Source organism: Amycolatopsis sp. NPDC041971 (genome assembly GCF_055588925.1).
In genome coordinates, this window is sequence record NZ_JBVJCE010000010.1 from 223810 (window position 1) to 247431 (window position 23622).

17 protein-coding genes and 1 tRNA gene are annotated in these 23622 nt (G+C 68.3%); 8 read left to right on the top strand and 10 right to left on the bottom strand.

The genetic code is table 11. The annotated features are described in order from the left end of the window. Positions 1-30: 30 nt before the first annotated feature. Positions 31-345, top strand: coding sequence for a hypothetical protein (locus ACZ6DT_RS21235; RefSeq protein WP_465597767.1), 315 nt, complete (start codon positions 31-33; stop codon positions 343-345). A gap of 144 nt (positions 346-489) precedes the next feature. Here ACZ6DT_RS21235 and ACZ6DT_RS21240 read toward each other — a convergent pair. From ACZ6DT_RS21240 to ACZ6DT_RS21250, 3 genes are all read right to left on the bottom strand, one after another. Next, positions 490-563 (bottom strand) — tRNA-Pro (locus tag ACZ6DT_RS21240). Positions 564-702: 139 nt separating this feature from the next. Continuing rightward, the gene (locus tag ACZ6DT_RS21245; RefSeq protein WP_465597770.1) at positions 703-1176 is read right to left on the bottom strand and encodes a hypothetical protein; all 474 of its coding nucleotides are present in this window, start codon (positions 1174-1176) and stop codon (positions 703-705) included. An 11-nt stretch (positions 1177-1187) separates the two neighbouring features. After that, on the bottom strand, positions 1188-3404 hold the full coding sequence (locus ACZ6DT_RS21250; RefSeq protein WP_465597927.1) for a glycosyl hydrolase family 18 protein: 2217 nt from the start codon (positions 3402-3404) through the stop codon (positions 1188-1190). 220 nt (positions 3405-3624) lie between these two features. Between ACZ6DT_RS21250 and ACZ6DT_RS21255 the strand changes: the two genes are divergently transcribed. Both ACZ6DT_RS21255 and ACZ6DT_RS21260 read left to right on the top strand, forming a co-directional pair. Further along, positions 3625-4227, top strand: coding sequence for an RNA polymerase sigma factor (locus ACZ6DT_RS21255; RefSeq protein WP_465597773.1), 603 nt, complete (start codon positions 3625-3627; stop codon positions 4225-4227). After that, the gene (locus ACZ6DT_RS21260; protein WP_465597776.1) at positions 4220-5128 is read left to right on the top strand and encodes a CU044_5270 family protein; all 909 of its coding nucleotides are present in this window, start codon (positions 4220-4222) and stop codon (positions 5126-5128) included. The genes ACZ6DT_RS21255 and ACZ6DT_RS21260 overlap by 8 nt, the downstream gene beginning before the upstream one ends. Positions 5129-5132: 4 nt before the next feature. On the opposite strand, the gene ACZ6DT_RS21265 is transcribed toward ACZ6DT_RS21260, so the two are convergent. After that, positions 5133-5912, bottom strand: a complete 780-nt coding sequence (locus ACZ6DT_RS21265) for an enoyl-CoA hydratase/isomerase family protein (protein WP_465597779.1) — start codon at positions 5910-5912, stop codon at positions 5133-5135. Between the two features lie 35 nt (positions 5913-5947). Then, positions 5948-6838: a PaaX family transcriptional regulator gene (locus tag ACZ6DT_RS21270; RefSeq protein WP_465597782.1), complete on the bottom strand. Its 891-nt coding sequence runs from the start codon at positions 6836-6838 to the stop codon at positions 5948-5950. A 146-nt stretch (positions 6839-6984) separates the two neighbouring features. Here ACZ6DT_RS21270 and ACZ6DT_RS21275 point away from each other — a divergent pair, with 146 nt between their 5' ends. After that, complete coding sequence (locus ACZ6DT_RS21275) at positions 6985-8622, top strand: ABC-F family ATP-binding cassette domain-containing protein (RefSeq protein ID WP_465597785.1); 1638 nt, start codon at positions 6985-6987, stop codon at positions 8620-8622. Positions 8623-8776: 154 nt separating this feature from the next. Here the strand turns inward: ACZ6DT_RS21275 and ACZ6DT_RS21280 are convergent, their stop codons facing one another. The 5 genes from ACZ6DT_RS21280 to ACZ6DT_RS21300 form a co-directional block, all read right to left on the bottom strand. After that, on the bottom strand, positions 8777-9607 hold the full coding sequence (locus tag ACZ6DT_RS21280) for a carbohydrate ABC transporter permease (RefSeq protein WP_465597788.1): 831 nt from the start codon (positions 9605-9607) through the stop codon (positions 8777-8779). Continuing rightward, positions 9604-10491, bottom strand: coding sequence for a carbohydrate ABC transporter permease (locus ACZ6DT_RS21285; protein WP_465597791.1), 888 nt, complete (start codon positions 10489-10491; stop codon positions 9604-9606). Before ACZ6DT_RS21285 ends, ACZ6DT_RS21280 begins: the two co-directional genes overlap by 4 nt. 7 nt (positions 10492-10498) lie before the next feature. Then, complete coding sequence (locus ACZ6DT_RS21290; RefSeq protein WP_465597794.1) at positions 10499-11770, bottom strand: ABC transporter substrate-binding protein; 1272 nt, start codon at positions 11768-11770, stop codon at positions 10499-10501. A 137-nt stretch (positions 11771-11907) separates the two neighbouring features. Continuing rightward, the gene (locus tag ACZ6DT_RS21295) at positions 11908-14022 is read right to left on the bottom strand and encodes an alpha-galactosidase (protein WP_465597797.1); all 2115 of its coding nucleotides are present in this window, start codon (positions 14020-14022) and stop codon (positions 11908-11910) included. 290 nt (positions 14023-14312) lie between these two features. Then, positions 14313-15260, bottom strand: a complete 948-nt coding sequence (locus ACZ6DT_RS21300) for a methionyl-tRNA formyltransferase (protein ID WP_465597800.1) — start codon at positions 15258-15260, stop codon at positions 14313-14315. A 136-nt stretch (positions 15261-15396) separates the two neighbouring features. Here ACZ6DT_RS21300 and ACZ6DT_RS21305 point away from each other — a divergent pair, with 136 nt between their 5' ends. Genes ACZ6DT_RS21305 through ACZ6DT_RS21320 form a run of 4 tightly spaced genes read left to right on the top strand, consistent with a single transcriptional unit; the run spans position 15397 to position 23541 of the window. Continuing rightward, positions 15397-16740, top strand: a complete 1344-nt coding sequence (locus ACZ6DT_RS21305; protein ID WP_465597803.1) for a lysine N(6)-hydroxylase/L-ornithine N(5)-oxygenase family protein — start codon at positions 15397-15399, stop codon at positions 16738-16740. 44 nt (positions 16741-16784) lie between these two features. After that, positions 16785-22307 carry an amino acid adenylation domain-containing protein gene (locus ACZ6DT_RS21310; RefSeq protein WP_465597806.1) on the top strand — a complete coding sequence of 1841 codons (5523 nt, stop codon included), beginning with the start codon at positions 16785-16787 and terminating at the stop codon, positions 22305-22307. Next, entirely contained in the window at positions 22307-23335 is a 1029-nt protein-coding gene (locus ACZ6DT_RS21315) for a condensation domain-containing protein (protein ID WP_465597809.1), read from the top strand. The genes ACZ6DT_RS21310 and ACZ6DT_RS21315 overlap by 1 nt, the downstream gene beginning before the upstream one ends. Beyond that, positions 23332-23541 (top strand): MbtH family protein, encoded by a 210-nt coding sequence (locus tag ACZ6DT_RS21320; RefSeq protein ID WP_409495448.1) that lies wholly within the window; start codon positions 23332-23334, stop codon positions 23539-23541. The genes ACZ6DT_RS21315 and ACZ6DT_RS21320 overlap by 4 nt, the downstream gene beginning before the upstream one ends. Positions 23542-23622 lie beyond the last annotated feature (81 nt).

A 23622-nucleotide genomic window follows, 5' to 3' on the forward strand; every position in this document is an offset into this window, starting at 1 on the left:
CGGTCCATCTCGTCGCCTTCGACGAGGTAGTTGAAGAAGCTGGACACCCTTGTACTTGTTCAGCGCGGTGGAGGCGGAGCGGGTGTCGATCAGCCGGGCGATGTACCACTCGACATGCTTACGGCTCACATCAGTGGGGTCCTGGGCGGCGTCGCTGTCGTCGTCGGCGGGCATGTCCATCCTCGTGAGGAACTCCGGGAGTTCCGGTCCGCCGAGGAAGTCCGACAGCTGGGTGACGGCGAGCTGATAGTTGTACCGGGTGGTGTGCGGGCGGTTCGCCGCGCGGAGACTGCGATCCCACTCCTCGACGTAGGAGCGCCACACGTCGTCCTTCGGGCGTGGTAAACCCTGTTTGGTCAAATACGTGGTCATGAGGAGAGCCTCCAGTCTAGGTGTCACCGAGCGCTGTGCTGAACCGGAACGACACCTCTGACCACATGAAAAAGCGGGTTTCCACAGCTGGTGAGCTGCGGAAACCCGCTTCGTCCGTCGGGCTGACAGGATTCGAACCTGCGACCCCTTGACCCCCAGTCAAGTGCGCTACCAAACTGCGCCACAGCCCGGACCCGCGCTCCGTGGAGTGCGATGTGAGTACTTTAGCGGGTCACACACAGCTGCTTTCAACCAGGGGTCACTGTGTGTCTGAGCTGGGAAAACGGACCGTGCGGGCCGCCCTGCCGCATTCGGACGGCCCGCACGGGGTCACTGTGGGTTGCCGGCGTGGGTGAGGGTCTGCCAGGAGGCGAACAGGTTGTTGGTGCCCGCCGGGCGCTGGCGCAGGGTGAGGGCCTCGGTGTTGCTCATGGTGTGCCCGAGACGGGTGTGGGGGTTGTAGCCGACTTCGGTGATCGGTCCGAGGCCGAGCTTTAGGCTGCCGCCGCACAGCCACGACGGGACGGCCGCGCCCATCTGGTACTTCGCGTGGGAGCCGAGGCCTTCGCGGAGTCGGTCGGCGATCTCGGGGTAGAGATCCTGGCCCTGGATGCGGGTGGTCTCGGCGAAGTTCGCGATGGCGGCCTCGGCCATGAGGAGGCCGCCCACGCCGACTGCGGAGGAGCGTTGCTGTTCGTGTGATCTTTCAGCACCGCGGACCAGGCGACGTACGTGTGGTCCGTGCCAGGGCTCCAGAGCAGTTGCCGTGGGCGGTGCCGGGGTGCCGGTGACGAACACCGGCACCCCGGGGACCGTCACTTCAGTGAGTTGTCCACTGTGGTCATGAGGGATCCGGTGTCACCCGACATCTCCCAGGCCATGACTCCGAGCAGTCCTCTGGTCTTGAGCCAGGCGACCTTCTGCTGGATGGACCAGGCGTCGTCGAAGGTCCACCATTGCCCGCCGTTGCCGGTGTAGCACGACGTGGCCACTGCCGCGGTGTCGTGCTGGACGGCACAATTGGGGACACTGGCCAAGAGATTCGCGTAGCCACGAGTACCTGCTTCCTCGGGGAACTGGCCCGGCGCCGCTCCTGTCGCGCTCTGCCATTCGCCCTTCTTGCCGCCGTCCGCGACCCCTTGCCAGCCTCTCCCGTAGAAGGCGAGCCCGAGGGTCAGTTTCCGTGGATTGGCCCCGGCCTCGGTGTAGGCGTTGATCGCCGATTCGACACTGAACTTGAAGTTGTACGGATCGTCCGCGTCGGCGTAGAGGTTTCCCTGGTGGCCGGTGCGATTCGGCTCCCACGAGTTGTCGCTGCCCGAGCCGTGGAAGTCGTAACCCTGCACGTTCGCGACGTCGAGGTAGTCGAAGATCTTCGGGATCTCCCAGCCGCCCTTCACCTTCGCCGGGTCGGCGGGGGTGAACGCCTGCAGTTCGTACCGCTTGCCGGTGGTCGCGCCGTAGGCGTCCATCTGCGTGCGGAACTCGGCCAGCAGAGCGGTCAGGTTCGTCTTGTCGTTGGCGCTCCAGTGGTTGCCGGGGTGCCCGTCGGGGCTGCCCGGCCACTCCCAGTCGATGTCGATGCCGTCGAAGATGCCCGCGGCCGTTCCCGGACCGCCCGCGCCGCCGTACGCCTTGACGTTGCCCTTCAGGTAGGTGTCGATGCACGACGCGACGAACTTCTGCCGCGCCGCGGGGGTGGCCGCGACATCGGAGAAGTACTTCGAATAGGTCCACCCGCCCAACGAGATGAGTATCTTCAGGTTGGGGTACTTGGCCTTGAGCTTCTTCAGCTGGTTGAAGTTGCCGCGCAGCGTTTCCCAGCCGGTGTCGCCGACACCGTCGACGGACTGGGCCGCGGACATCGGCCGCGAGTAGTCGGCTTCCGCGTCGCCCGCGCCGTCACCCTGGTTCGGGTCCTGCGGGTTGGGCGTCGTTCCCTTGGTGACGCCGGAGAGGCAGGTGTGGTTGACCGGGTCGATGTTCCCGAAGGCGTAGAGCAGATGGGTCAGCTTGGCGGCCGATCCGTTGGTCACCATGTTCTTGACGAAGAACTGGCGGCCGTAGATGCCCCACTGGACGAAGTAGCCGACCCGGGCGTACCCGTTCACGATGTCACCGGTGCGAGCGCTGACGGCGGCGCTCGCCGCGGAGACGTTGTCGTACCCGTCGCGGGCTTTGACCGTGAAAGAATACGAAGTGGACGGTGAAAGCCCGCTCACCGTCGCGGTCGTCCCGGTCACCGTCGTGGCGAGGCTCGTACCGCGGTAGACGTCGTAGGAGACGACGCCGGTGTTGTCCGTGGACGCGTTCCACGCCAGTGCGACGGAGCTCGACGTGACCGCGGTCGAGCGGAGGTTCGGCGGCGCGGTCGGCGCCTGGGTGTCGTCGCCCGGGTTGTTGGTGGTCACCGCCAGCGCCGGGGTGGGCGGCGACTTGGCGTCCTTCCGGTCCTTGGCGACGACGGTGAAGCTGTAGGCCGTGTTCGGCGTCAGCCCGGTGATCCTCGCTTCGGTGCCGGTGACCGAGGCCGCCAGCGTGGCGCCTTGGTAGACGTCGTAGCCGGCGACGGGCAGCGAGCCCGGTGCCGACGCGTTCCAGGCCAATGCGGCGGTCGTGGTCGTCTTCGCCACGAGGCGCAGGTTGGCCGGGGTCGACGGCGGTGTGTCGCCCGAACCGTCGCAGTTCGCGTCGTCGATCCGGCACGTGGTCGGGTTGACGGCCGAACTGAGCCGGAACGACGGGCTGTAGGGATAGGTCGAGCGGCCCGGCGCGAGCGATTTGATGTAGAACGCCGGGCTGAGGGTGACCTGGTTGCCCGACTGGGAGACGGTGGCGTGTGAGCCGCTGGTGGCGGTGACGCCGGCGGGGACGGTGAAGGTGATGGACCAGTCGGCGACGGTTTCGCTGCTGGGGTTGGTGACGGTGTACTCACCGGTGGTTCCGGTCAAGGTGAAGGCGGCGCGGAGGCGGCCCGCCGCCAAGGCCGGCTGGCCTGCGGCCACCAGGAGCCCGGCGGCGAGGAGTGTCACGGTGAGTGCGCTGAATAGGCGTTTTCCGGTGCGTCTCATGGCGGTTCTCTCCAAAAGAGGCGGCGAGATCGACCTGCTCTGAACTGGCGCGGTGTGGTCTAGACCACACTTGAATGTAGCGCGGCTCGCATAAAAGGTCTAGACCGATTCGTCGGTCGTGAACCCATTCGGCACCGGATGCGGACAACAAGTGACACTGACGAACGGTGAAGGGTGGCAAATGTACTCATCCAGGGCGGATCCGGAGGATTCGGAAGACGCGGAGCTGATCGCGAGGTCGGTGACGCGGCCGGAGTGGTTTTCCGCGATCTTCGACCGGCATGCGGCGCATATCCACCGCTATCTGGTCAGACGCATCGGTCCCGCCGCCGCGGAGGACGCGCTGGGGGAGACGTTCCTGGTGGCTTTCCGCAAGCGTGAGGGATATGACACCGAGCGCCGCGACGCCCGGCCGTGGCTTTACGGCATCGCGACCAACCTGGTGGCACAGCGGCGCCGGGACGAGGTCAGGGAGCTGAAACTGCGGGAAGCCCTCGGTCCGCCGCCCGAGCAAGAAGGGCATGCCGAGCGCGTAGCCGACCAGGTGACCGCCGAGGCGATGGGAAAGCTGCTGGACTCCGCGCTGGCGGAACTAGCCGACGGCGACAGGGACACCCTCACGCTGTTCGCGGGGGAAGGCCTGAGCTACGAGGAGGTGGCCGCGGCGCTGGCCATCCCGCTCGGCACCGTCCGCTCGCGGCTCAACCGCGCCCGCCGGAAAGTCCGTGAGGCGCTGGGGCGTCCGGAAACCACGACTGCGAAGGAGATCGCCAACCATGGATGAGCTGAACCTGATCGCCGAGCGGACCGGCTCGGTGCCACTCGCGGAATCCGGTGTACTCAGCCCGGCGCGCACGCGATTGATGACCGAGATCGCCGCCGCCGTGCCGGAAAACGTGGTGCCGCTGAAGAACCGGCGGCGCTGGGTCTGGACCGGGGTGGGGGCGGCGGGCCTGGCCGCGGCCATCACCGCCGTCGTGGCGCTCGCCCCCGCAGGACTGGAACCGCCCACGGCCACCGCGGATCCCGTGGCCGTGCTGCGCGGCGCCGCCGCGGCCGCGCTGAAAACACCGGACACGCCGCCGAAACCGGACCAGTTCGTCTACACGAAGACCAAGCAGGCCGACGGTGAGCGGGAATCGTGGCTTTCGGCGGACGGCACCCGTGACGGGTTGATCAAGATGGCGGACCGCAGTACTTTCCCGGTTCCGGGTTGCCGGAACGGGCGAGCGCAGGTGTACAAGGGCGAAGAGCCGCTCAAGGGCGTCACAGAGCCGTGCACGCCGCGGCCCCACTACCGGGCGGATCTTCCCACCGACGCGGACGCGATGTTCGCCTACCTCAATGCCGACAACGCCGACCACAGCGGTGAGAAGGGCGACTACAACGCGATGGGCAAGGACATCCTCGCGCTGGCGAACGAAAACCACCTTCCGCCCGCCGTTCGGGCGGCCCTGTTCGGCGCGGCGGCCAAGGTGCCCGGCCTGCGCGCCGTCGAACACGCCAAGGACGGGGCCGGCAGGCCCGGTGTGGGCATCACCTGGCCGCTCAGGCCGGAGGACGACCCCAAGGTGGCGAAACCGTACATGATCGTCTTCGCCACTGACACGTTCCTGTACCTGGGCGGGAATGGGACGGCGGTGACCGCGTCCGGCGTGGTGGACGCGGTCGGCCAACGGCCGTAGCGGATCAGCGGCCGGTGAAGGTCGCCTTGCCGGGGCCGTCGGCGAGGAACGACTTCACCGCGCCGCGCAGGTCCTCGGTGTCGAAGAGACCGGCGGCGATCGTCGTGATGTGCTCGTTCGCCTCGGCGACGCCGCCGTGCTCGTAGTGCTCGAGGACCTTCTTGGTGGCCGCGTGCGCCTTTGTCGGCCCCTGCGCGAGGTCGGTCGTGAAGACGCGCACGGCCTCGTCGAAGCCGTCGATCGGGAACACCCGGTTCACCACGTTCCAGCGTTCGAGCGTCGCGGCGTCGTAGGTCGCGCCGGTCATCACGAACTCCTTGGCGCGGCCGACGCCGGCGCGGGCGGCGAGCCGCTGCGTGCCGCCCATGGTCGGGGTCAGGCCGACGACGCGTTCGACCAGGCCGAACTTGGCCTTCTCGCTCGCGAGAATGATGTCGCAGGCGACAGCCACCTCGAAGGCCCAGGTCAAGCACAGACCGTGGGCGGCGAACACGGTGGGGAACGGGAGGGCGGCGATCCGGTCGGGGATCGCCAGCATCTCGTCGAAGAGCACCTTCGCTTCGGCCGCGCTCGCCTGGGCGTCGAACAGGGAGACGTCGACGCCGCCGCTGACGATCTTCCCCTCGGCCCGGAGCAGCGCCGCGCGCGGCGGCGTGGCCTCCAGTTCGCCGATCGCCTCGCCCAGTTCCTGCTGGAGTTCCGCGGTGTAGAGGTTCAGCGGCGGCGAAGCGATGGTCAGGACGGCGATGTCGCCCTCGCGGTCGAGGCGGATCGAGGTGGCCAAAACGAGTTCCCTCCGCTAGATCGTTTTCCGTGACCCTAGCCGGAGGAGTCCGCGAGTTCGTCCCATTGCGCCTGTGCTTCTGGTCGCCATTCGACGTGTTTGCGGTGGAAGAGGCCCGCCGCGCGCACGCCACTCCAACCGTCGGGAAGGAGTTTCAGCGGAAGGCGCGGATCGAGGAACGGGAAGCTGCGCCATTCGTGGACGAGTTCGGTCTGCGCGCGCAGGACGCCACGCTCACCTGAAGGACGCAAACCGGTGAAGCGGTCGATGAAGTCTTCGTAGCGGTCTTTCAGTTCGCTGAGATCCCAGGACCGCGCGACCATCGTCTCCTGGTCGCCGACGTCGCCGTAGGCGGCGGTGAACGACATCGCCTGCGCGTCGAGGCCGAGTTCCTGCACGATCTGCTGGGCTTCCCGCTGGCGGCTGAGATCCGGGCTGACCCAGACGCCCGCCACCGGCGAGCCGAATCCCGCCCACGTCAGACGCGTGCGCAGCCGGTGCCGGAGGTCCCGTTTCGCTTCGGGGACCGACACGATCAACATCAGCCAGCGGCCGTCCCAGGCCTTCTCCTCGTTGCCGAAGGCGTAGATCCGTTCCGCGCCTTCGGTCAGGAGGCGTCTGCCTGGTGGAGTGAGCGACCAGCGCACTCTTCGTCCGACGCGTTCGGAGACGACCCAGCCCTCGGCGGAGGAACGGGCGAGCGCCTGTCGTGCGGATTTCTCCTCGATGTCCAGCACCCGCAGCGCCTCGACCAGCGTCGACGTCCAGATCGGCCGGTCACGGGGCAGGACGAACTCGCCGAGGATCGTCATCAACAGGGATCGCGCGCTGGCATGACTGACTTCCCGTCGCCTGCTCAACGTCGGCCTACGGGTACCGCCTTTCTGCTGGTGGACGACGGGGACCTGGGTGGCGGAATCCGCCATTGGCTGTCACCGACCTCAATGCTCGGGAATTCGTTCGGGTCCAGAAGAACAACCAGGTTACCCACGTTCCGTGATCGCTTGGATACTTGCCACTCTTCCGAGGGACCACGAGGTGTTCAATCGGTCCCCGTAGACTTACCGATCTCATGAGCGCCACACTCGTTGCCAAGGATCTCGCCGCCGGCCACGGCGACCGCCTGCTGTTCTCCGGTCTCGACCTGGTCGTCGCCCCGGGCGAAGTGATCGGCCTCGTCGGCGTCAACGGCGCGGGCAAGTCGACTCTGCTGAAGACCCTCGGCGGCCTCGTACCGCCGGAGGAGGGCAGCGTCCGGCTGAACCCGCCGACGGCCACTGTCGGCCACCTCCCGCAGGAGCCGGAACGCCGCGAGGGTGAGTCCGTCCGCGCGTTCCTCTCGCGCCGCACCGGAGTCACCGCGGCGCAAGCCGAACTCGACGCCGCCACCGAAGCGCTCACCGCGGGCGCGCCCGGCGCGGACGACGCTTACGGTCTGGCCCTCGACCGCTGGCTCGCGCTCGGCGGAGCCGACCTGGACGACCGTGCGGGCGAGGTCGTCGCGGACCTCGGGCTCACCGTCAACCTCGACCAGCCGATGCTGTCGCTGTCCGGCGGGCAGGCGGCCCGGGCGGGGATGGCCTCGCTGCTGCTGAGCCGATACGACATCTTCCTGCTCGACGAGCCGACCAACGACCTCGACCTCGACGGCCTGGAACGGCTCGAGCGGTTCGTGACCGGGCTGCGCGCCGGGACCGTGCTGGTCAGCCACGACCGGGAATTCCTCGCCCGCACCGTGGACCGCGTCGTCGAACTCGACTACGCGCAGCAGCAAGTGCGGACCTACGGCGGCGGATACGAGTCCTATCTGGAGGAACGCGCCGTCGCTCGGCGGCACGCCCGTGAGGAGTACGACGAGTTCGCGAACACCAAGGCCTCACTCGAAGCACGAGGCGCGATGCAGCGTTCGTGGATGGAAAAGGGCGTCAAGAACGCCCGGCGCAAGGCCACCGACAACGACAAGGTGGGCCGCAAGTTCCGGAGCGAGGCAACGGAGAAGCAGGCGTCGAAGGCCCGCCAGACCGACCGCATGATCGAGCGGCTCGACGTCGTCGAGGAACCGCGCAAGGAATGGGAGCTGCGGATGGAGATCGCCGCGGCGCCCAGGGCGGGCGCGGTCGTGGCGACCCTGCGTGGCGCGGTGGTGCGGCGGGGCGGGTTCACCCTCGGCCCGGTGGACCTGCAGATCGACTGGGCGGACAAGGTCGCGATCACCGGTGCCAACGGCGCCGGGAAGTCGACGCTGCTCGCAGCCCTGCTGGGGCGGGTGCAGGTCGACGAAGGTGCCGCGTCGCTCGGCTCCGGTGTCGTGGTCGGCGAGGTCGACCAGGCACGGAAGCTGTTCCTCGGCGACCTTCCGCTCGTCGAGGCGTTCGCCCGTGAGGTACCGGAACTCGCCGACGCCGACGTTCGGACACTGCTGGCGAAGTTCGGGCTCAAGGCGTCGCACGTCCTCCGGTCGGCGGCCACGTTGTCGCCGGGGGAGCGGACCCGGTCGGCGCTGGCGCTGCTGCAGGCGCGCGGGGTGAACCTGCTGGTGCTTGACGAGCCGACGAACCACCTCGACCTGCCCGCGATCGAGCAGCTGGAGTCGGCGCTGTCGGAGTATCCGGGGACGCTGCTGCTGGTGACACACGACCGGCGGATGCTGGACGCGGTGGCGACGACGCGGCGGCTGGAAGTGGCCGACGGGAAGGTCACCGAGCTCTGAGCATTCAGAGGACTGAATGCGGTGGTAGAAGGTTGCGAAAGCCACTTTCGCGACGCCTGATGTCCCGAAAGTGGCTTTCGCGGCATGCGCACCGGCCCCAGGCGCCGGGGGAACGCGCCACCGTGGAGCATTCAGAGGACTGAATGCGGCGGGGTCAGCCCTTGGTGGCCCCTCCGGTGAGCCCCTTCACGAACTGCTTCTGCAACGCCAGGTAGAAGATCAGCACCGGCAGCGTGGCCAGGAACATCAGCGCGAACACACTGCCGAGATCCGTCTGGTACTGCCCGATCGAGCGGTAGATCCCGGTGGTGATCGTGGTGCCCTGGCTGGGACCGAGGATGATCAACGGGTCGATGAAATCGTTCCAGATCCACACCCCGAGGAAGATCAGCACACTCGCCGTGGCCGGGCGCAGCAGCGGGAACACGATCCGCCAGAACACCTGTGTCCTGCTCGCCCCGTCGAGCCGGGCGGCCTCCTCGAGTTCCACCGGCACCCCGCGGATGAACCCGGTGAACACGAAGACGCCGAACGGCACGTAGTAACCGACGTTGAACAGCACCAAGCCTTGCAGCGTCGCCATCAAACCGGTCAGCCGCAGCACCTCGGTGACCGGGATCAGGATCACCTGGGGCGGGATCATCAAACCCGCCAACAGGATCAGCGTGAGCACCTTGGTCCATCGGCGGTCCGAGCGCGCCAGGTAGTGCCCGAGCATCGCCGAAAGCACGGTCAGCACGAGGATCGACAGCAGCGTGACGAGCATGCTGTTCGCCAGGCTCACCCAGAACAGGCCGTCGGGCCGGGTGAGCACGGCGTGGATGTTGCCAGGCGTCGGTGGCAGCGGGACCGACGCCGGCTCCTCGGCGATCCGATCGCCGGGTTTGAACACGTTGACGAGCACGTAGTACAGCGGCACGAAGAAGATCGCGCTCACCAGGATCGCCGTGGCGGGCCGCAGCCACGAACCGGCCTTCGTGGTCACAGATCGACCTCCCGCCGCCGCAGGAACCGCAGCACGATCGTGGTCAGCGTCGCCACGATCACCAGCATCACCACGGCCATCGCGGACGCGTAGCCGACGTGGTTCGCGTCGATGCCGGTGGCGAGGACGTCGAACGCGATGGTGGCGGTGGTCCCCGAACCCGGCCCGCCGTTGGTGACCACCTTGACGTGGTCGTAGGTCTTGAACGCCGAGATCAGCAGGACGACGGTGTTGATCGTCAGTGACGGCGCGAGCAGCGGCCAGGTCACCGCGCGGAACCGCCGGACCGGTCCGGCGCCGTCGATTTCCGCCGCCTCCAGCAGTTCGGCGGGCACCCCTTGCAGCCCCGCGAGGTACACGACCACGCAGAACCCCAGCATCTGCCAGCACACGATCGAAGCGAGCGAGTACAGCGCGAGATCCGGGTCCGAAAGCCAGCCAGGCGGATGCTCGACGCCGAGGGCACGGAGCGCGTCGTTGACGGGCCCCCGGTCGTCGAGCAGCTTCGTCCAGATGACGCTGACCACGACCGAGCTGAGGATCACGGGTGTGAAGAACACGCTCCGCAAAGCGTTGTACAGCCAGCCTTTCCGATCGAGCAGCAGGGCGACGCCGAGTCCGAGCACGTTCGGCACGAACACGACGATCACGGTCAGGACCGTGGTGACCCGGAGCGCGGTCAGGAACTGCTCGTCCTGGAACAGCAGCCGGTAGTTCTCGAGACCCACGAATTCCGAGGGCGGATCGAACGGATTGTGGTTCGTCAGGCTGTAGCCGAAGCTGATGAGGATCGGCGCCATGACGAAGCAGAGATAGATGACGACACCAGGTGCGCCGAACGAGGCGAAATGCCACATCCGCGGCAGGATCGGTTTCCTCCCCATCTTGGTGTCAGCGCGCCTTCGCCCACTCGGTGTCCAGGAACGCGCACGCGTCGGACACCGTCTTGCGGCCGGTGATGACGTCCTGCGCGGCCTGGTAGACCTTGGCCTTCATCCCCGGCAGGAGCCCGTCGTCCGCCGTTTCCCAGCTGAACGCGTTGACGACGGCGTTCTTCGCGACGGCTTCCTTGTAGAGTTCGTAGCCCGCCTTGAAGACCGGGCCGACGTCGGGGGGCGGCGTGTAACCCTTGATCGCGGGGAACAGCCCGTCGGCTTTGACCGAAGCGTCGATCTGTTCCTTGTCGAGCTGGAACGCGAGCGCGAACTTCCTTGCCGCGTCGAGTTTCGGGGACTTCGCGTTGACGATGATGCCGCCGCCGGTATAGGCGGGCACGACGAGTTTCCCGTCCTCGGAAGGGAAGTTGAAGACACCGATCTCGAAGGACGGCTTCTTGGTGTCGGCACTGGCGGCGAACCAGTTGCCCATCGGGTACATCGCGCCTTCGCCGTTGAGGAAGGCCGCCTCGGTCGCCGAGTAGTCCCGCGAGACCTGCGTCTTGTCGATGTAGGCCTTGGCCACCAGCTCGGCGAACTTGCCGAACGCCTGCTGGAAGGCCGGGTCGCTGAACTTGACCTTGTCGGCCCGCCGCTGGGAAAGCCAGTCCGGTGTCTTGCCGTAGACCTCGACGCTGACCAGGCCGTCCAGCAGCATCGCGGACGGGAAGCCTTCCTTGCCGCCGCCGATGGTGAACGGGGTGATCCCGTTCGCCTTCAGCTTCTCCGACGCGCCGAGCAGTTCCGCCCAGGTCTTCGGTGCCGACGTGATCCCGGCGTCGGCGAAGAGCTTCTTGTTGTAGTAGATCGGCGGGATGGTCTGGGTGTTGGCGGGCAGCTGGTGGTGCCCGCCCTTGATCGGGTTGGCGCCGGGGAACTGGAAGTCCTTGAGTTCCCCGGGCGTCCACGCGTAGAGGTTGCCCGATTCGGCGAAACCGGCCGAGTCGACGGCGATCGCGACGTCGGGGAACTGGCCGGACTGCAGCAGTTGCTTGGCGTAGCCGGTGCGATCGGTCGACGGGGCGACCAGCTTCTTCACGCTGAGGCCCGGATTGCGGTCCGTGACGCGTTTGATGGCGGAGTCCCAATAGGACGGTGGAAGGTTCGGCGTCTCGAAGGTCAGGAACGAGATCTCGCTGCCGGAACCGCTCGTGCCGCCACCCACGGTGCAGCCGGTCAGGCTCGCGGCGAGGAGTAGTGCCACGCCCCACGCGAAGGACCTTCTCATGCCCCAGTCACCCTTCTTGCGGCAATGCACGGCGTCTCATATACGACGGCATTCGATCGGATGTCTAAGGGGATGTCAAGCAGCAAGCAGTGCCTTACGCTGCCCAAAATGGGCGATACATCTGATCTATCGGCCGCTTACAGCTTGGTCATTCGAATCACCACACTGGCGAAATCGCCGTCCGGCAGACCCGGGAACAGGCCGTGTGCCAGGAGCGAGGCGCCGTGCCACACCTTCCCGGTGTCCTCGTCGCGGTAGCGGGCGGCGGGGTCGAGACCGTCGAGCCGGACCGGTCGTTCGGGAATGTGGAAATGTGCCGCTTGCCGGAACACGAACACGACCGCGCGCCCGCCGCCGGCCGCCACGTACTGCAGCGCGGAGACGCCGTCACCGGTCGGCGGCACGAGACGGTAGAGCTCGCCGTGCTGGACGACCGGCCGGATCTCCTTGTACAACGCGATCTGCCCACGGGCGTACCCGAGTTCCTCCTCGGACCACTTGACGATGTCGCCGCCGATACCGAGTACGCCGGCCATCGCGACGTGGAATCGGAAGCGCAGCGGCGTGGATCGGCGGGTGACGAAGTTGGGGTCGTCGGTGACCCACGCCGACATCGCGCGCGCCGGGTACACCTGCCCGTAGCCGTGCTGGATGACGAGCCTGTCGAGCGCGTCGGTGTTGTCGGAGGTCCAGACCTGGTCCGTCCTGGCCATGATCCCGAGATCGATCCGGCCACCACCACCGCTGCACGCTTCGATCCGCAGCCCGGGATGGCGGGCGCGAAGGCGGTCCATGATCGCGTAGACCGCTTCGGTGTGCTCCACCCACAGCCGATCCGGATCGGCGTCGGCGGGCCAGCCCGCTTCACTGAACGGGCGATTCATGTCCCATTTCAGGAAGTCGATCCCGTGCACGCCGACGAGGGAGTCGAGCGTGCCGAACGCCCATTCGGCGACGTCCGGGCGGGCGAAATTGAGCACCAGCTGGTTTCGCAGCTCCGAGCGAGTCCTTTGTGGATGGTGCAGGACCCAGTCCGGATGCGCGCGGTACAGGTCGCTGTCCGGGTTGACCATCTCGGGTTCGACCCAGAGCCCGAACTTCATGCCGAGCCGGTGCACTTCGCCGATCAGCGGTTCCAGACCGTTCGGGAACTTGTGGCGGTTGACGTGCCAGTCGCCGAGACCGGCGTGGTCGCCGTTCCTGGCGCCGAACCAGCCGTCGTCCATCACGAACAGTTCGACACCGAGGGCCGCCGCTTTCTCCGCCAGCTTCCACTGTCCGTCTTCGGTGACGTCGAAACCGGTGGCCTCCCAGGAGTTGTAGAGCACCGGCCGGAATTCGCCGGGATACGGCAGGACATGGCCGAGTGTGTACGCGTGCCAGGCCCGGCTCGCGGCGCCGAATCCGCCTTCGGTGTACAACCCGGCGAAGACCGGCGTGGTGAGCGTGTCGCCGGGGGCGAGCCGGGGGACGACGCCGTCCTGGCCGGAGCCGCCGGTCACGGTGAGGCGGCCGGCGGACGAGCGGGTGGTGGTGATCCGCCACGAACCGCTCCACGCGAGCGCCGTGCTGTAGACCTCACCGTGCCGTTCGGTCGCTTCGCCGTCGTCGAGCATCACCCACGGGTTGGCATGGTGGCTGGTGATGCCGCGCCTGCTGCCGAACGTGGTTTCGCCATGGGGCACCGGCTCCCGGAGCAGCCGGCTCTCCGCGGCCCACCCGCCGACGACGTGGCTGATCCGGTAGTCCGGCCGGACCGGCACGGCCCATGTCGCCGAGTCGGCGCGGATGATCTCGATCGGGCCTTCGGTGCCTTCGGTGTCTTCGTGGGCGAGTTCGGTCCAGCGTTCGACGACGTCGGTGCCGTCCGGGACGCGGTAGCCGAGCGTGACGCGCAAGGGGTAGTGGCGATCGCGGAAATGGACGAGCAGCCGTCCGCCGTCGATGTCGTGGGAGACGTACCGCCATTCGAGGGCGCGGGTCCCGTCGGCGAACCGGACCTGGAGGGCGGGGGTCCAGTACCGGGTGCCGCCGTCTACGGCGAGTTCGTCCAGACCCTCGTTGGGATCGTTGAAGGAATCCCAGCGCGTCATGGTCCGGGGGAGGAGGTCGGCGACCTGGTCCGCCGTGAGCGCGGGGCCCCAGTGGACGTGGGCGGGGGTGTCGTCCTCGGTCAGTCTGAGCGCGTAGCTCGTGGCCGCCATGCGGATGAGCCAGGAACGGGTGCTCTCGTCGAAAACGATCTCGGTCACGGGCCCATCCTGACGCCGAACGGTGGCGGCGGCCAGTGGCTCCCGCTCGGCGGTACATCGGGTGGCGTAACCTGCGGCGTTCACTTGCCTGATGCCAGGGTGAGGTACATGAAGGCCCCCTTCCTGTACCTAGGCGCAAGGAAGGGGGCCTTCATGTACGTGGGGACGGGGGCCTCACGCGCTGTCGTGGCTGGTGGTGCTCCTCAGGCTCGAGGTGGCGTTCCGGATCTATACCGACCGGCGGGTTCGCGTGACTGGACGGACGACACGCGCGCCGAGACCCGACGAGGTCAGGGCCGGGTGGTGAGGTATCCGCCCATGGTGCGGAAGTAGTCGTTCGCGGCCAGTTCGGTGCCGTCCTCGGTCCGGACGCGCTCGATGACGAGACCGTGCGAACGGCCGCGGCGGGCTTCCGGCCCGGCGACGATGACGACACCTTCACCCTCCCGGATGAAGATCCGCCCGGGGGTTCCGCCGTAGCGACCTACCGACACCGAGGAGCGCACGACGCGCAGTTGCTTGCCGCGGTGGTAGGTGAAGGCGTTGGGGTACGGGTCGGACTGCGCGCGCACCAGCCGCTCGATCTCGTCGGCGGGCCAGGACCAGTCGATGAGACTGTCTTCGAGGGCGCGCTTGTGGAAGAAGCTGGCCTTAGACCTGTCCTGTTTGACCGGTGTGTAGTCCCCGCTCGCGATGAGCTCGATCGCCTCGGTGGTGATCGGCGCGATGAGGTCGACCGTCCGGTGGAAGAGGTCGGTCGTCGTGTCCTTCGGGCCGACGGGAACGGACCGCTGCAGCACGATGTCGCCCGCGTCGAGGTCGGCGTCCATCATGTGGGCGGTCAGGCCCACTTCCTTCTCGCCGTTGATGAGCGCCCAGATCAGCGGCGAGAAGCCGGCGTACGCGGGCAGCAGCGAGTCGTGGACGTTCAGCGTGCCGTGGCGCGGCATTTCGAAGATCTCGGGCGGCAGCCAGGTGCGCCAGTTGTTGGCGACGATCAGGTCGAGATCGGCTTCCTTCAGCTCCGCCAGCAGTTCGGCGTCGTCGGGACGCTGGCGCAGCAGCGCGCGGATCCCGTTGGCCTCGGCGAGATCCGCGACCGAATCGGACCAGATCTTCTCGTAGGCGTGATCACTTTTCGGGTGGGTGACGACGAGGGCGACATCGTGACCCGCGTCGATCAACGCCCGCAGGGTGCGGTGTCCCCAGGTCTGGTATCCGAACATGGCGACCCGCATGGGACCGGCCTCCTCCTGGTCGAGGGATGAACATCACCACTGAAAGTACTAGTTGAGCCTCACCTAACTTAGGTTAGGGTTCCCTGGTCTTTGTTGCGAGTACCGAGATGCGGCTGAGCCGCGCTAGGGGTTCAAGATGGCACGAGCAGTGGTCGGTGAACGGGTTCCGGTCTACGACGTGGTCGGGATCGGGTTCGGGCCTTCCAACCTGGCGCTCGCCATCGCCGTCACCGAGCACAACGGCGCGTCCGGAACGGAGACGGTCACTGCCCACTTCCTCGAGCGGCAGCCTTGTTTCGGCTGGCATCGCGGGATGTTGATCGACAACGCCACGATGCAGGTCTCCTTCCTCAAGGACCTGGCGACGATGCGGAACCCGACGAGTTCGTTCAGCTTCCTGTCGTACCTGCACAGCAAGGACCGGCTGGTCGATTTCATCAACCACAAGAACCTGTTCCCGTTGCGGATCGAGTTCCACGACTACTTCGAATGGGCGGCGGAAAAGGTCGACGACCTGGTTTCCTACGGCACCGAGGTGCTTTCGGTGACGCCGATCGTCGACGGCGACGAGATCGTGTTCTTCGACGTCCACGCCCGCACCGGCGGAGAACTGGTGAACCTGCGCGCCCGCAACCTGGTGATGGGCACCGGCCTGCGGCCGAACCTTCCCGAAGGTGTGACGCCGGGCACACGGATCTGGCACAACAGCGAACTGCTGCACCGGCTCGAGGCGATGGCCGTCGAGGAGCCGCGCCGATTCGTCGTCGTCGGCGCCGGTCAGAGCGCGGCCGAGGTCAGCGCGCTGCTGCACGACCGCTTCCCCCGGGCCGAGGTGTGCGCGGTGTTCGCGCGCTACGGCTACAGCCCGGCCGACGACAGCGCGTTCGCCAACCGCATCTTCGACCCCGAAGCGGTGGGGCGGTTCTACGCGGCGCCGGAACAGGTCAAGGAACGCCTGATGCGCTACCACGGCGCGACCAACTACTCGGCCGTGGACATCGACCTGATCGACGAGCTGTACCGCCGCGTCTACCGCGAGAAGGTGCAGGGGATCGAACGCCTGAAGCTGATCAACGTCTCCCGGCCCACCGAGGTCATCGACACGGGCTCCGAAGTGCGGGTCACCATCGAGGCGCTGGAGACCGGGGAGCGGACCACGATCGACGCAGATTTCGTCGTGTACGCCACCGGGTACAGCCAGGCGGACCCGACGCCGTTGCTCGGTGAGCTCGCCTCCGCCTGCACGCGTGACGCCGAGGGCAGGCTCCGCGTCGAACGCGACTACCGGATCATCACCGAACCGCCGCTCGACGGTGGGATCTACCTGCAGGGCGGCACGGAGCACACGCACGGCATCACGTCGTCACTACTGTCCAACACCGCCGTCCGGGTCGGGGAGATCCTCCAATCCATTGTGGACAGGCGAGTCGCGGACGCCTCCCGGCCCGAGTACGCGGTCAGCGGGTCCGGGCCAGCCTGACTCGCTTACGACGTCACGCTCTTGAACGGTGGAGGCAAACTCCGATGAACCGCGGCTTTCCCCTGACCCCGGCACAGCAGGGGATCTGGCTCGCCCAGCAGCTCGACCCGGCCGATCCGGTCTACACGATCGGCTGGGTCACGGAGCTTCGCGGCGACGTCGACATCGCCCGGCTGGGTGAGGCCGTTCGGCGGGCGGTCGCGGAGGCGGAGTGCCTGCATGTCACGGTCGGGCTGGAGGGCGACACGCCGGTCCAGCGCCCGGCCGCTCCCGGTGAGGTCGCCGTCCTCGACTTCACCGGTGAGCCGGATCCGGAGCGGGCGGCTGACGAGTGGGCGCGAGCCGAACTGGCCGTGGTCGCCGATCTCACCCGGGGGCCGCTGACCGCGCACACGCTGCTGGTGCTGGCCGGGGACCGGGTCCGCTGGTTCCAGCGTTACCACCATCTGGTGATGGACGCGTACGGGCAGGCCGTCCTGACCCGCCGCGCCGCGGCGCTCTATCCGGGCACCGCCGACGAAGTTTCCTGGCCGCTTTCGGGGTTCGTCGAGGCAGAATACGACGGACAAGCCGACCGCGCCTACTGGCTGGGCGAACTCGCGGGCAGGCCGAATCCGGTGCGGCTGCTCGGCCGCGCGTCGTCCGGGCAGGTCCGGCTGCGACGGCACTCGTGGGAGCTGTCCGCGGCGAAGACCGGGACGGTGCGGAAGTTCGCGTTGGACGCCGGAACGAGACTGTCCCGCGTCGCGATCGCCGCGGTGGCGGCCTACGCCCACCGGGTGACCGGTGCCGAAGACCTCGTCCTCGGTCTCCCGGTCACCGCGCGCACTACCCGCGCCCTGCGTGAGCGGCCGGGCATGGTGTCCAACGTCCTGCCGCTGCGGCTGACCGTGCGGCCCGAGACCACACCGGCGCGGCTGGTCGCCCAGGTCGCGGAAAAGGTCTCCGCATTGCTGGAGCACAGCCGATACCGCGGTGAGGACCTCGCCCGCGAACTCGGCGCGAGCGGCGGGGTGCACGAACTCGTCGGGCTGAGCGTGAACTACCTGGCCGTGGACGGCGAACTCACGTTCGGCGACGCCAGCGCCACCGTGCACAACCTCGAACTCGGTCCGATCAGCGACGTCGCCATCGCCGTTTACGACGCTGGCGAGGGACGTGGGCTCCGCTTCGACTTCGACGCCGACGCGGCGGTCTCGTCCGACGACGAACTCGCCGAGCACCGCCGCCGGTTCGCCGCGGTACTGGACGCCCTGGTGGAGGGCCCGGAACTGCCGTTGGCCGCGATCGATCTGCTCTCGGCGGAGGAACGGGCCGGGGTGCTGGAGTTCGGGACCGCCCTTGCGGACTCGCCGGAGGTGTCCTGGCCCGAGGCGTTCGACCGGGTGATGGCACGGAAACCGGAGGCCGAGGTCGTCCGGCTGACCTACGCCGAGCTCGACGCCGCCGCCAACCGGCTCGCCCGGCTGCTGCGGCGACGCGGTGTCGGTGACGAGGACGTCGTCGCCGTGGCGATGCCGCGTTCGGCCGACCTCGTCGTCGCGCTCATCGCCGTCATGAAGGCCGGGGCCGCGTACCTCCCGCTCGATCTCGATCATCCCGAGGATCGCCTCGCGTACATGCTTTCCCACGCAAGCGCAAGGATCGTCGTGTCCACCAAGGACGAATCCGCACAGCTGCCGTCCAGTGTGGACGTCGAGCGGGTCCTTCTCGACGATCCGGCGATCACCGCCGAACTCGCCGCCTTGGATGCGTCCACTGTGGACGTCGTCGGGATCTCGCTGAACCAGGCCGCGTACGTCATCTACACCTCGGGTTCGACGGGGAAGCCGAAAGGCGTGGTCCTGTCCCACGACGGGATCGGCAGTCTGATCAGCACGGCCACCGAGCGAATCGGCATCGGCCAGGACAGCCGGGTGGTGCAGTTCGCCTCGACCGGATTCGACGTGACGGTCTGGGATCTGGTCATGTCCCTGTGCGTCGGCGGAACGCTGATCGTGGTGCCGTCGCACCGCCGGGTCGCGGGGGTCGAACTGACCGGCTACATCGCCGATAAAGCGGCGACGCACATGATCCTGCCGCCGTCACTGGTCGCGGCGCTGCCGCCGGAGTGCGAACTGCCGAAGGGCGCGGTGCTGATCGTCGGCACCGAGACCGTCCCGCCGGAACTGATCGCGCGCTGGGCGGAAGACCTGACCGTCGTCGCCGCGTATGGGCTGACCGAGGCAACGGTGAACTCGACTTTGTGGGCGGCCGATCCGGGTTGGGCCGGGCCCATCCCGATCGGCAGACCGGACCCGAACACCCGCTGCTACGTCCTCGACACGGCGTTGCGGTCGGTCCCGGTCGGCGTCGAAGGGGAGTTGTACGTCGGTGGACGCGGTCTCGCGCGGGGATACGCCGGACGTCCGGGGCTGACGGCGGAACGTTTCGTCGCGGATCCCTTCGCCGGCGGCGGCGAGCGCATGTACCGCACCGGTGACCGGGTCCGCTGGCGTGCGGACGGGAACCTGGACTTCCTCGGCCGTACCGATCATCAGGTCAAGATCCGCGGGTTCCGGATCGAACCCGGTGAGATCGAGTCCGCGCTCGCCGAATACGCCGGGGTCGAGCGGATCGCCGTCGTGCCGCGCGAGGTCAAGCCGGGGGACCGGCGCCTGGTGGCCTATGTCGTCCTGGAGGAGAACAGGTCGCCGTCGCTGCTCAAGAAGTTGCGGAGCCACGCGGAATCGGCGCTGCCGCACTACATGGTGCCGTCGGCCTTCGTGGGACTCGACCGGCTGCCGATCATGCCGAACGGCAAGCTGGACCGCACCTCGTTGCCCCTGCCGGACTTCGGTGCCGCCGCCACCGGCCGCGCGCCGCGCACCGAGCGGGAACGGATCCTGTGCGACGTCGTCGCGCGGGTTCTCGGGCTGGACTCGGCCGGGGCGGATGACGACTTCTTCTCCCTCGGCGGCGACAGCATTCTGTCCATCCGGCTGGTGCTGGGCGCGGCGGAACACGGTCTCGCCATCACGCCGCGCCAGGTGTTCCAGCACCGGACTCCCGAGGCACTCGCCGCCTGCGCCGAAGCCGTGTCCGCCGTGTCCGCCGTGTCCGCCGAGTCCATTGAGTCCACTGTGGACGACAAGCCGTTGCTGGAGCTGACCGACGCCGAACGCACGACGCTCGCCGAGTACGCCGACGTCCTGCCGGTCACGCCGTTGCAGGAAGGATTCTTCTTCCACGCGGAGTTCGAAGGCGGCACGGCGGCCGACATCTACACGGTGCAGGAGGTGCTCGACCTCGGAGGGGACGTCGACGCCGACGCGCTGCGCCGATCGGCCCAGTCGCTGCTGGACCGGTACTCGTCGCTGCGGTCGGGCTTCCGGCAGTTCGATGGCGGTCAGGTGGTCCAGACGGTGACCCGGCACGCCGAACTGCCCTGGCGGGAGGTGGCCGCCGATGACGCCGCGGAAGCCTTCCAGGCCGATCGCGCGCGCCGGTTCGACTTCGCCCGGCCACCTCTGCTGCGGGCGACCTTCACCCGGCTCGGGGAAGATCGCGCCAAGCTGGCGCTCACCTTCCACCACATCATCGCCGACGGCTGGTCGGTCGTGGTGCTGCTCCGCGAACTGCTGGCGGGATACGCGGGAACGGGCACTCCGCTCCCGGAGCCCGGCACCCGCACGGACCACCTGCGTCGGCTTTCGGCGCGCGATCACGAGGCTTCGCGCGAAGCGTGGCGTGCGGCGTTGTCCGGAGTGGACGAACCCACCCGGCTGAGCGAAGGCCGGGAAACGGTTGAGCGACAGCCGTCGCGGCTGCACCTGAGCCTCGGCGAGCGGGCGACGGCGGAGCTGACCGCCATGGCACGCGCACACGGACTCACCCTCGGCAACGTCCTGCACGGCGCCTGGGGACTCCTGCTCGGCGGGCTCACCGGCCGCGACGACGTGCTGTTCGGCAGCACGGTCTCCGGCCGCGACAGCGGTGCCGCCGGTCTCGAGTCGGCGGTCGGCCTGTACATCAACACGGTGCCGGTGCGGCTGCGCTGGTCCGCCTCCGAAACCGTCGCCGCCGTGCTGCGGCGGCTGCAGGACGAGCAGGCAGCGTTGCTGGAGCACCGGCATCTCGGCCTCGGCGAACTGCAGCGGATCGCCGGTGCCGGGCAGGAAGAATTGTTCGACACCCTCGTGGTCGTCGAGAACTTCCCGCGTGACGAAGAACGCGTGTCCGCAACCGTCCGCCTCACCGGCATCGAAGTGACCGACGCGGTGCACTTCCCGGTCGCGGTGATCGCGACACCGGGTGAAGACCTGGAGTTCAGCCTCAAATTCGACGCCGCCCGGGTCGACGCGGTCGCGGCCGGGCAGCTCGCGGAACGGTTCGCCCGGCTGCTGGAGACGCTGACCGCGAACCCGGGGCTGCCGGTCGCCGCCCTCGACCTCCTTTCGCCCGCCGAACGCGGCCGTCTGGCCGAACTCAACGCGACCTCGCATCCGGTGCCCGAGCGCACGCTGGCCGAGGCCATCGCCGAGCAGGCCGCCAAGACACCGTCCGCGACGGCCGTCCGGTTCAAGGACACCGAACTGTCCTATGCCGACCTCGACTCCCAGGCGGAGAACCTGGCAGGCAGGCTGCGTTCCCTCGGTGCCGGTCCCGAAGAGGTCGTGGCCGTGGCGGTGCCGAGGTCGGCCGAGCTGATGGTCGCCCTGCTGGGGATCCTCAAGGCCGGGGCCGCGTACCTGCCGATCGACCTCGACTATCCGGCCGACCGGCTCGAATACATGCTGGCCGATTCCGGTGCGCGGCTCGTGCTCTCCGAACCCGGGGCGGCCGCGCGGATCCCTGTCGTCGCCGGGCTGACGCAGGTTTCCGTGACCGGCGAACCCGCCGCCGACGACGTCCGGGGTGTGCCCGCCGGACCCGACAACACCGCGTACCTGATTTACACCTCCGGATCGACCGGGCGGCCGAAGGGCGTGGCCGTCACGCATCGCGCGATCGTCAACCGGCTCGCGTGGATGCAGCACGAGTACCGCCTCACGGCCTCGGACCGGGTGCTGCAGAAGACGCCGTCGAGTTTCGACGTGTCCGTGTGGGAATTCTTCTGGGCGCTGTGCGAAGGCGCGACGGTGGTGCTGGCCGAACCGGACGGCCACCGCGACCCGGCGTATCTCGCGCGGGTGATCCGAGAGCAGGGGATCACCACGTTGCACTTCGTGCCGTCCATGCTCGCCGCGTTCCTGGGTAGCGACGAGGTCACCGGCGACCTCGGCTCGTTGCGTCAGGTGTTCTCCAGCGGCGAGGCGCTGACCGGCGAGATCGCCACCCGCTGGCGGTCGCTCACCGGTGTCCCGCTGCACAACCTCTACGGCCCGACCGAGGCCGCCGTGGACGTGACCTTCTTCGATGCCGGCGGTTTCGAAGGTGCGTCCGTCCCCATCGGACGTCCGGTGTGGAACACCCGGGTGCACGTCCTCGACGGCTGCCTCCGCCCGGTGCCCGACGGCGTGGCGGGCGAGCTGTACCCGGCCGGTGTCCAGCGACTCGCGCCAGGCTCTCGCCGGACGCCGGCGTGATGGTGAGCGCGACCTGGTTCGACGCGGGAGCGTCGGGACCCGGCCGGTTGCTGCTGATGATCCATCACCTGGCTGTCGACGGTGTTTCGTGGCGGATCCTGTTGCCGGATCTCGCTTCCGCGTGGGACGCGGTCGCTCTCGGCGGGGCGCCTGGACTGTCCCCGGTGGACAGGTCGTTCCGGCGGTGGTCGCAAGCGTTGTCCACGCAGGACCGGAAGGGCGAACTCGGCCGGTGGAAGTCCGTACTGGGCGGTGGGGATCCGCTTCCGCTGGACCGGCCGCTCGACCCCGCGCGGGATGTGCAGGAAACCGTGAAGAAGGTGTCGCTGACCCTGCCCGCCGAACGGACGGCCCCGCTGCTGTCCCGTGCGACCATCAACGACGTCCTGCTCACCGGCCTCGCGCTCGCCGTCGCCCGGTGGCGCCAGGACGGGGGACAGGCGGTGCTGGTCGACGTCGAGGGGCACGGCCGCGAGGAGGAACTCGCCGGTGGCGCGGATCTTTCACGGACGGTCGGCTGGTTCACCACCGTCGTCCCGGTGTGCCTGGACCTCGGCGACCTCGACCTGGACGACGCGTTCGCGGGCGGAGTCGCCGCCGATGCCGCGCTCGCTCGGGTCCGGAAGCACCTCGACGGGCTGCCGGACGGCGGGATCGGGCACGGTCTGCTCCGGTATCTCGACCCGCGTACCGGTCCTGAACTCGCCAAGTTCGCGAAGCCGCAGATCGAGTTCAACTACCTGGGCCGGATCGGCGTCCCCGAGGCGACCGACTGGTCGTACGCGGCGGAGGCCGAAGCCGCCGAACTCGGCGCGGACGACGAGATGCCCGTCTCGCACGCGCTGACGATCAACGTCCTGACCGAGGACCGCCCCGGCGGCCCCGTACTGGGCGCACACTGGTCCTGGCCGGCGGCCGTGCTGACCGAAGAGTCGGTGCGGGAGCTGGCGGAGGGCTGGTTCCTCGCGCTCGACGCGCTCAACCGCCGGGCGGATTCACCGGCTGTACAGAAGGAGAACAAGGAATGACGAACCCGTTCGAGAACCCCGACGGCACGTACCTGGTGCTGGTCAACGACGAGGGACAGCACAGCCTGTGGCCCGAGTTCGTCGAGGTCCCGGCCGGCTGGACCACGAAGTTCGGCCCGGCCTCGCGCCCGGAGTGCCTCGAGTACGTCGAGACCAACTGGACCGACCTGCGCCCCGCTTCGCTCATCAAGGCCATGGAGTCCTGACCCGCTTCGGTCCGTGAAGGCCCCTTGGCCGGTTCGCGGTCCTGCGGTCACGTGTGTCTGGAGCCGGAACACGCGTGTCTC

Bases quoted from the DNA above. Each gene is read 5' to 3' on its own strand.
- ACZ6DT_RS21320 (WP_409495448.1), top strand. From the start codon at position 23,332: ATGACGAACCCGTTCGAGAACCCCGACGGCACGTACCTGGTGCTGGTC.
- ACZ6DT_RS21315 (WP_465597809.1), top strand. From the start codon at position 22,307: ATGGTGAGCGCGACCTGGTTCGACGCGGGAGCGTCGGGACCCGGCCGG.
- ACZ6DT_RS21260 (WP_465597776.1), top strand. From the start codon at position 4,220: ATGGATGAGCTGAACCTGATCGCCGAGCGGACCGGCTCGGTGCCACTC.
- ACZ6DT_RS21275 (WP_465597785.1), top strand. From the start codon at position 6,985: ATGAGCGCCACACTCGTTGCCAAGGATCTCGCCGCCGGCCACGGCGAC.
- ACZ6DT_RS21290 (WP_465597794.1), bottom strand. From the start codon at position 11,770: ATGAGAAGGTCCTTCGCGTGGGGCGTGGCACTACTCCTCGCCGCGAGC.
- ACZ6DT_RS21255 (WP_465597773.1), top strand. From the start codon at position 3,625: ATGTACTCATCCAGGGCGGATCCGGAGGATTCGGAAGACGCGGAGCTG.
- ACZ6DT_RS21305 (WP_465597803.1), top strand. From the start codon at position 15,397: ATGGCACGAGCAGTGGTCGGTGAACGGGTTCCGGTCTACGACGTGGTC.
- ACZ6DT_RS21300 (WP_465597800.1), bottom strand. From the start codon at position 15,260: ATGCGGGTCGCCATGTTCGGATACCAGACCTGGGGACACCGCACCCTG.
- ACZ6DT_RS21285 (WP_465597791.1), bottom strand. From the start codon at position 10,491: ATGGGGAGGAAACCGATCCTGCCGCGGATGTGGCATTTCGCCTCGTTC.
- ACZ6DT_RS21270 (WP_465597782.1), bottom strand. From the start codon at position 6,838: ATGGCGGATTCCGCCACCCAGGTCCCCGTCGTCCACCAGCAGAAAGGC.
- ACZ6DT_RS21310 (WP_465597806.1), top strand. From the start codon at position 16,785: ATGAACCGCGGCTTTCCCCTGACCCCGGCACAGCAGGGGATCTGGCTC.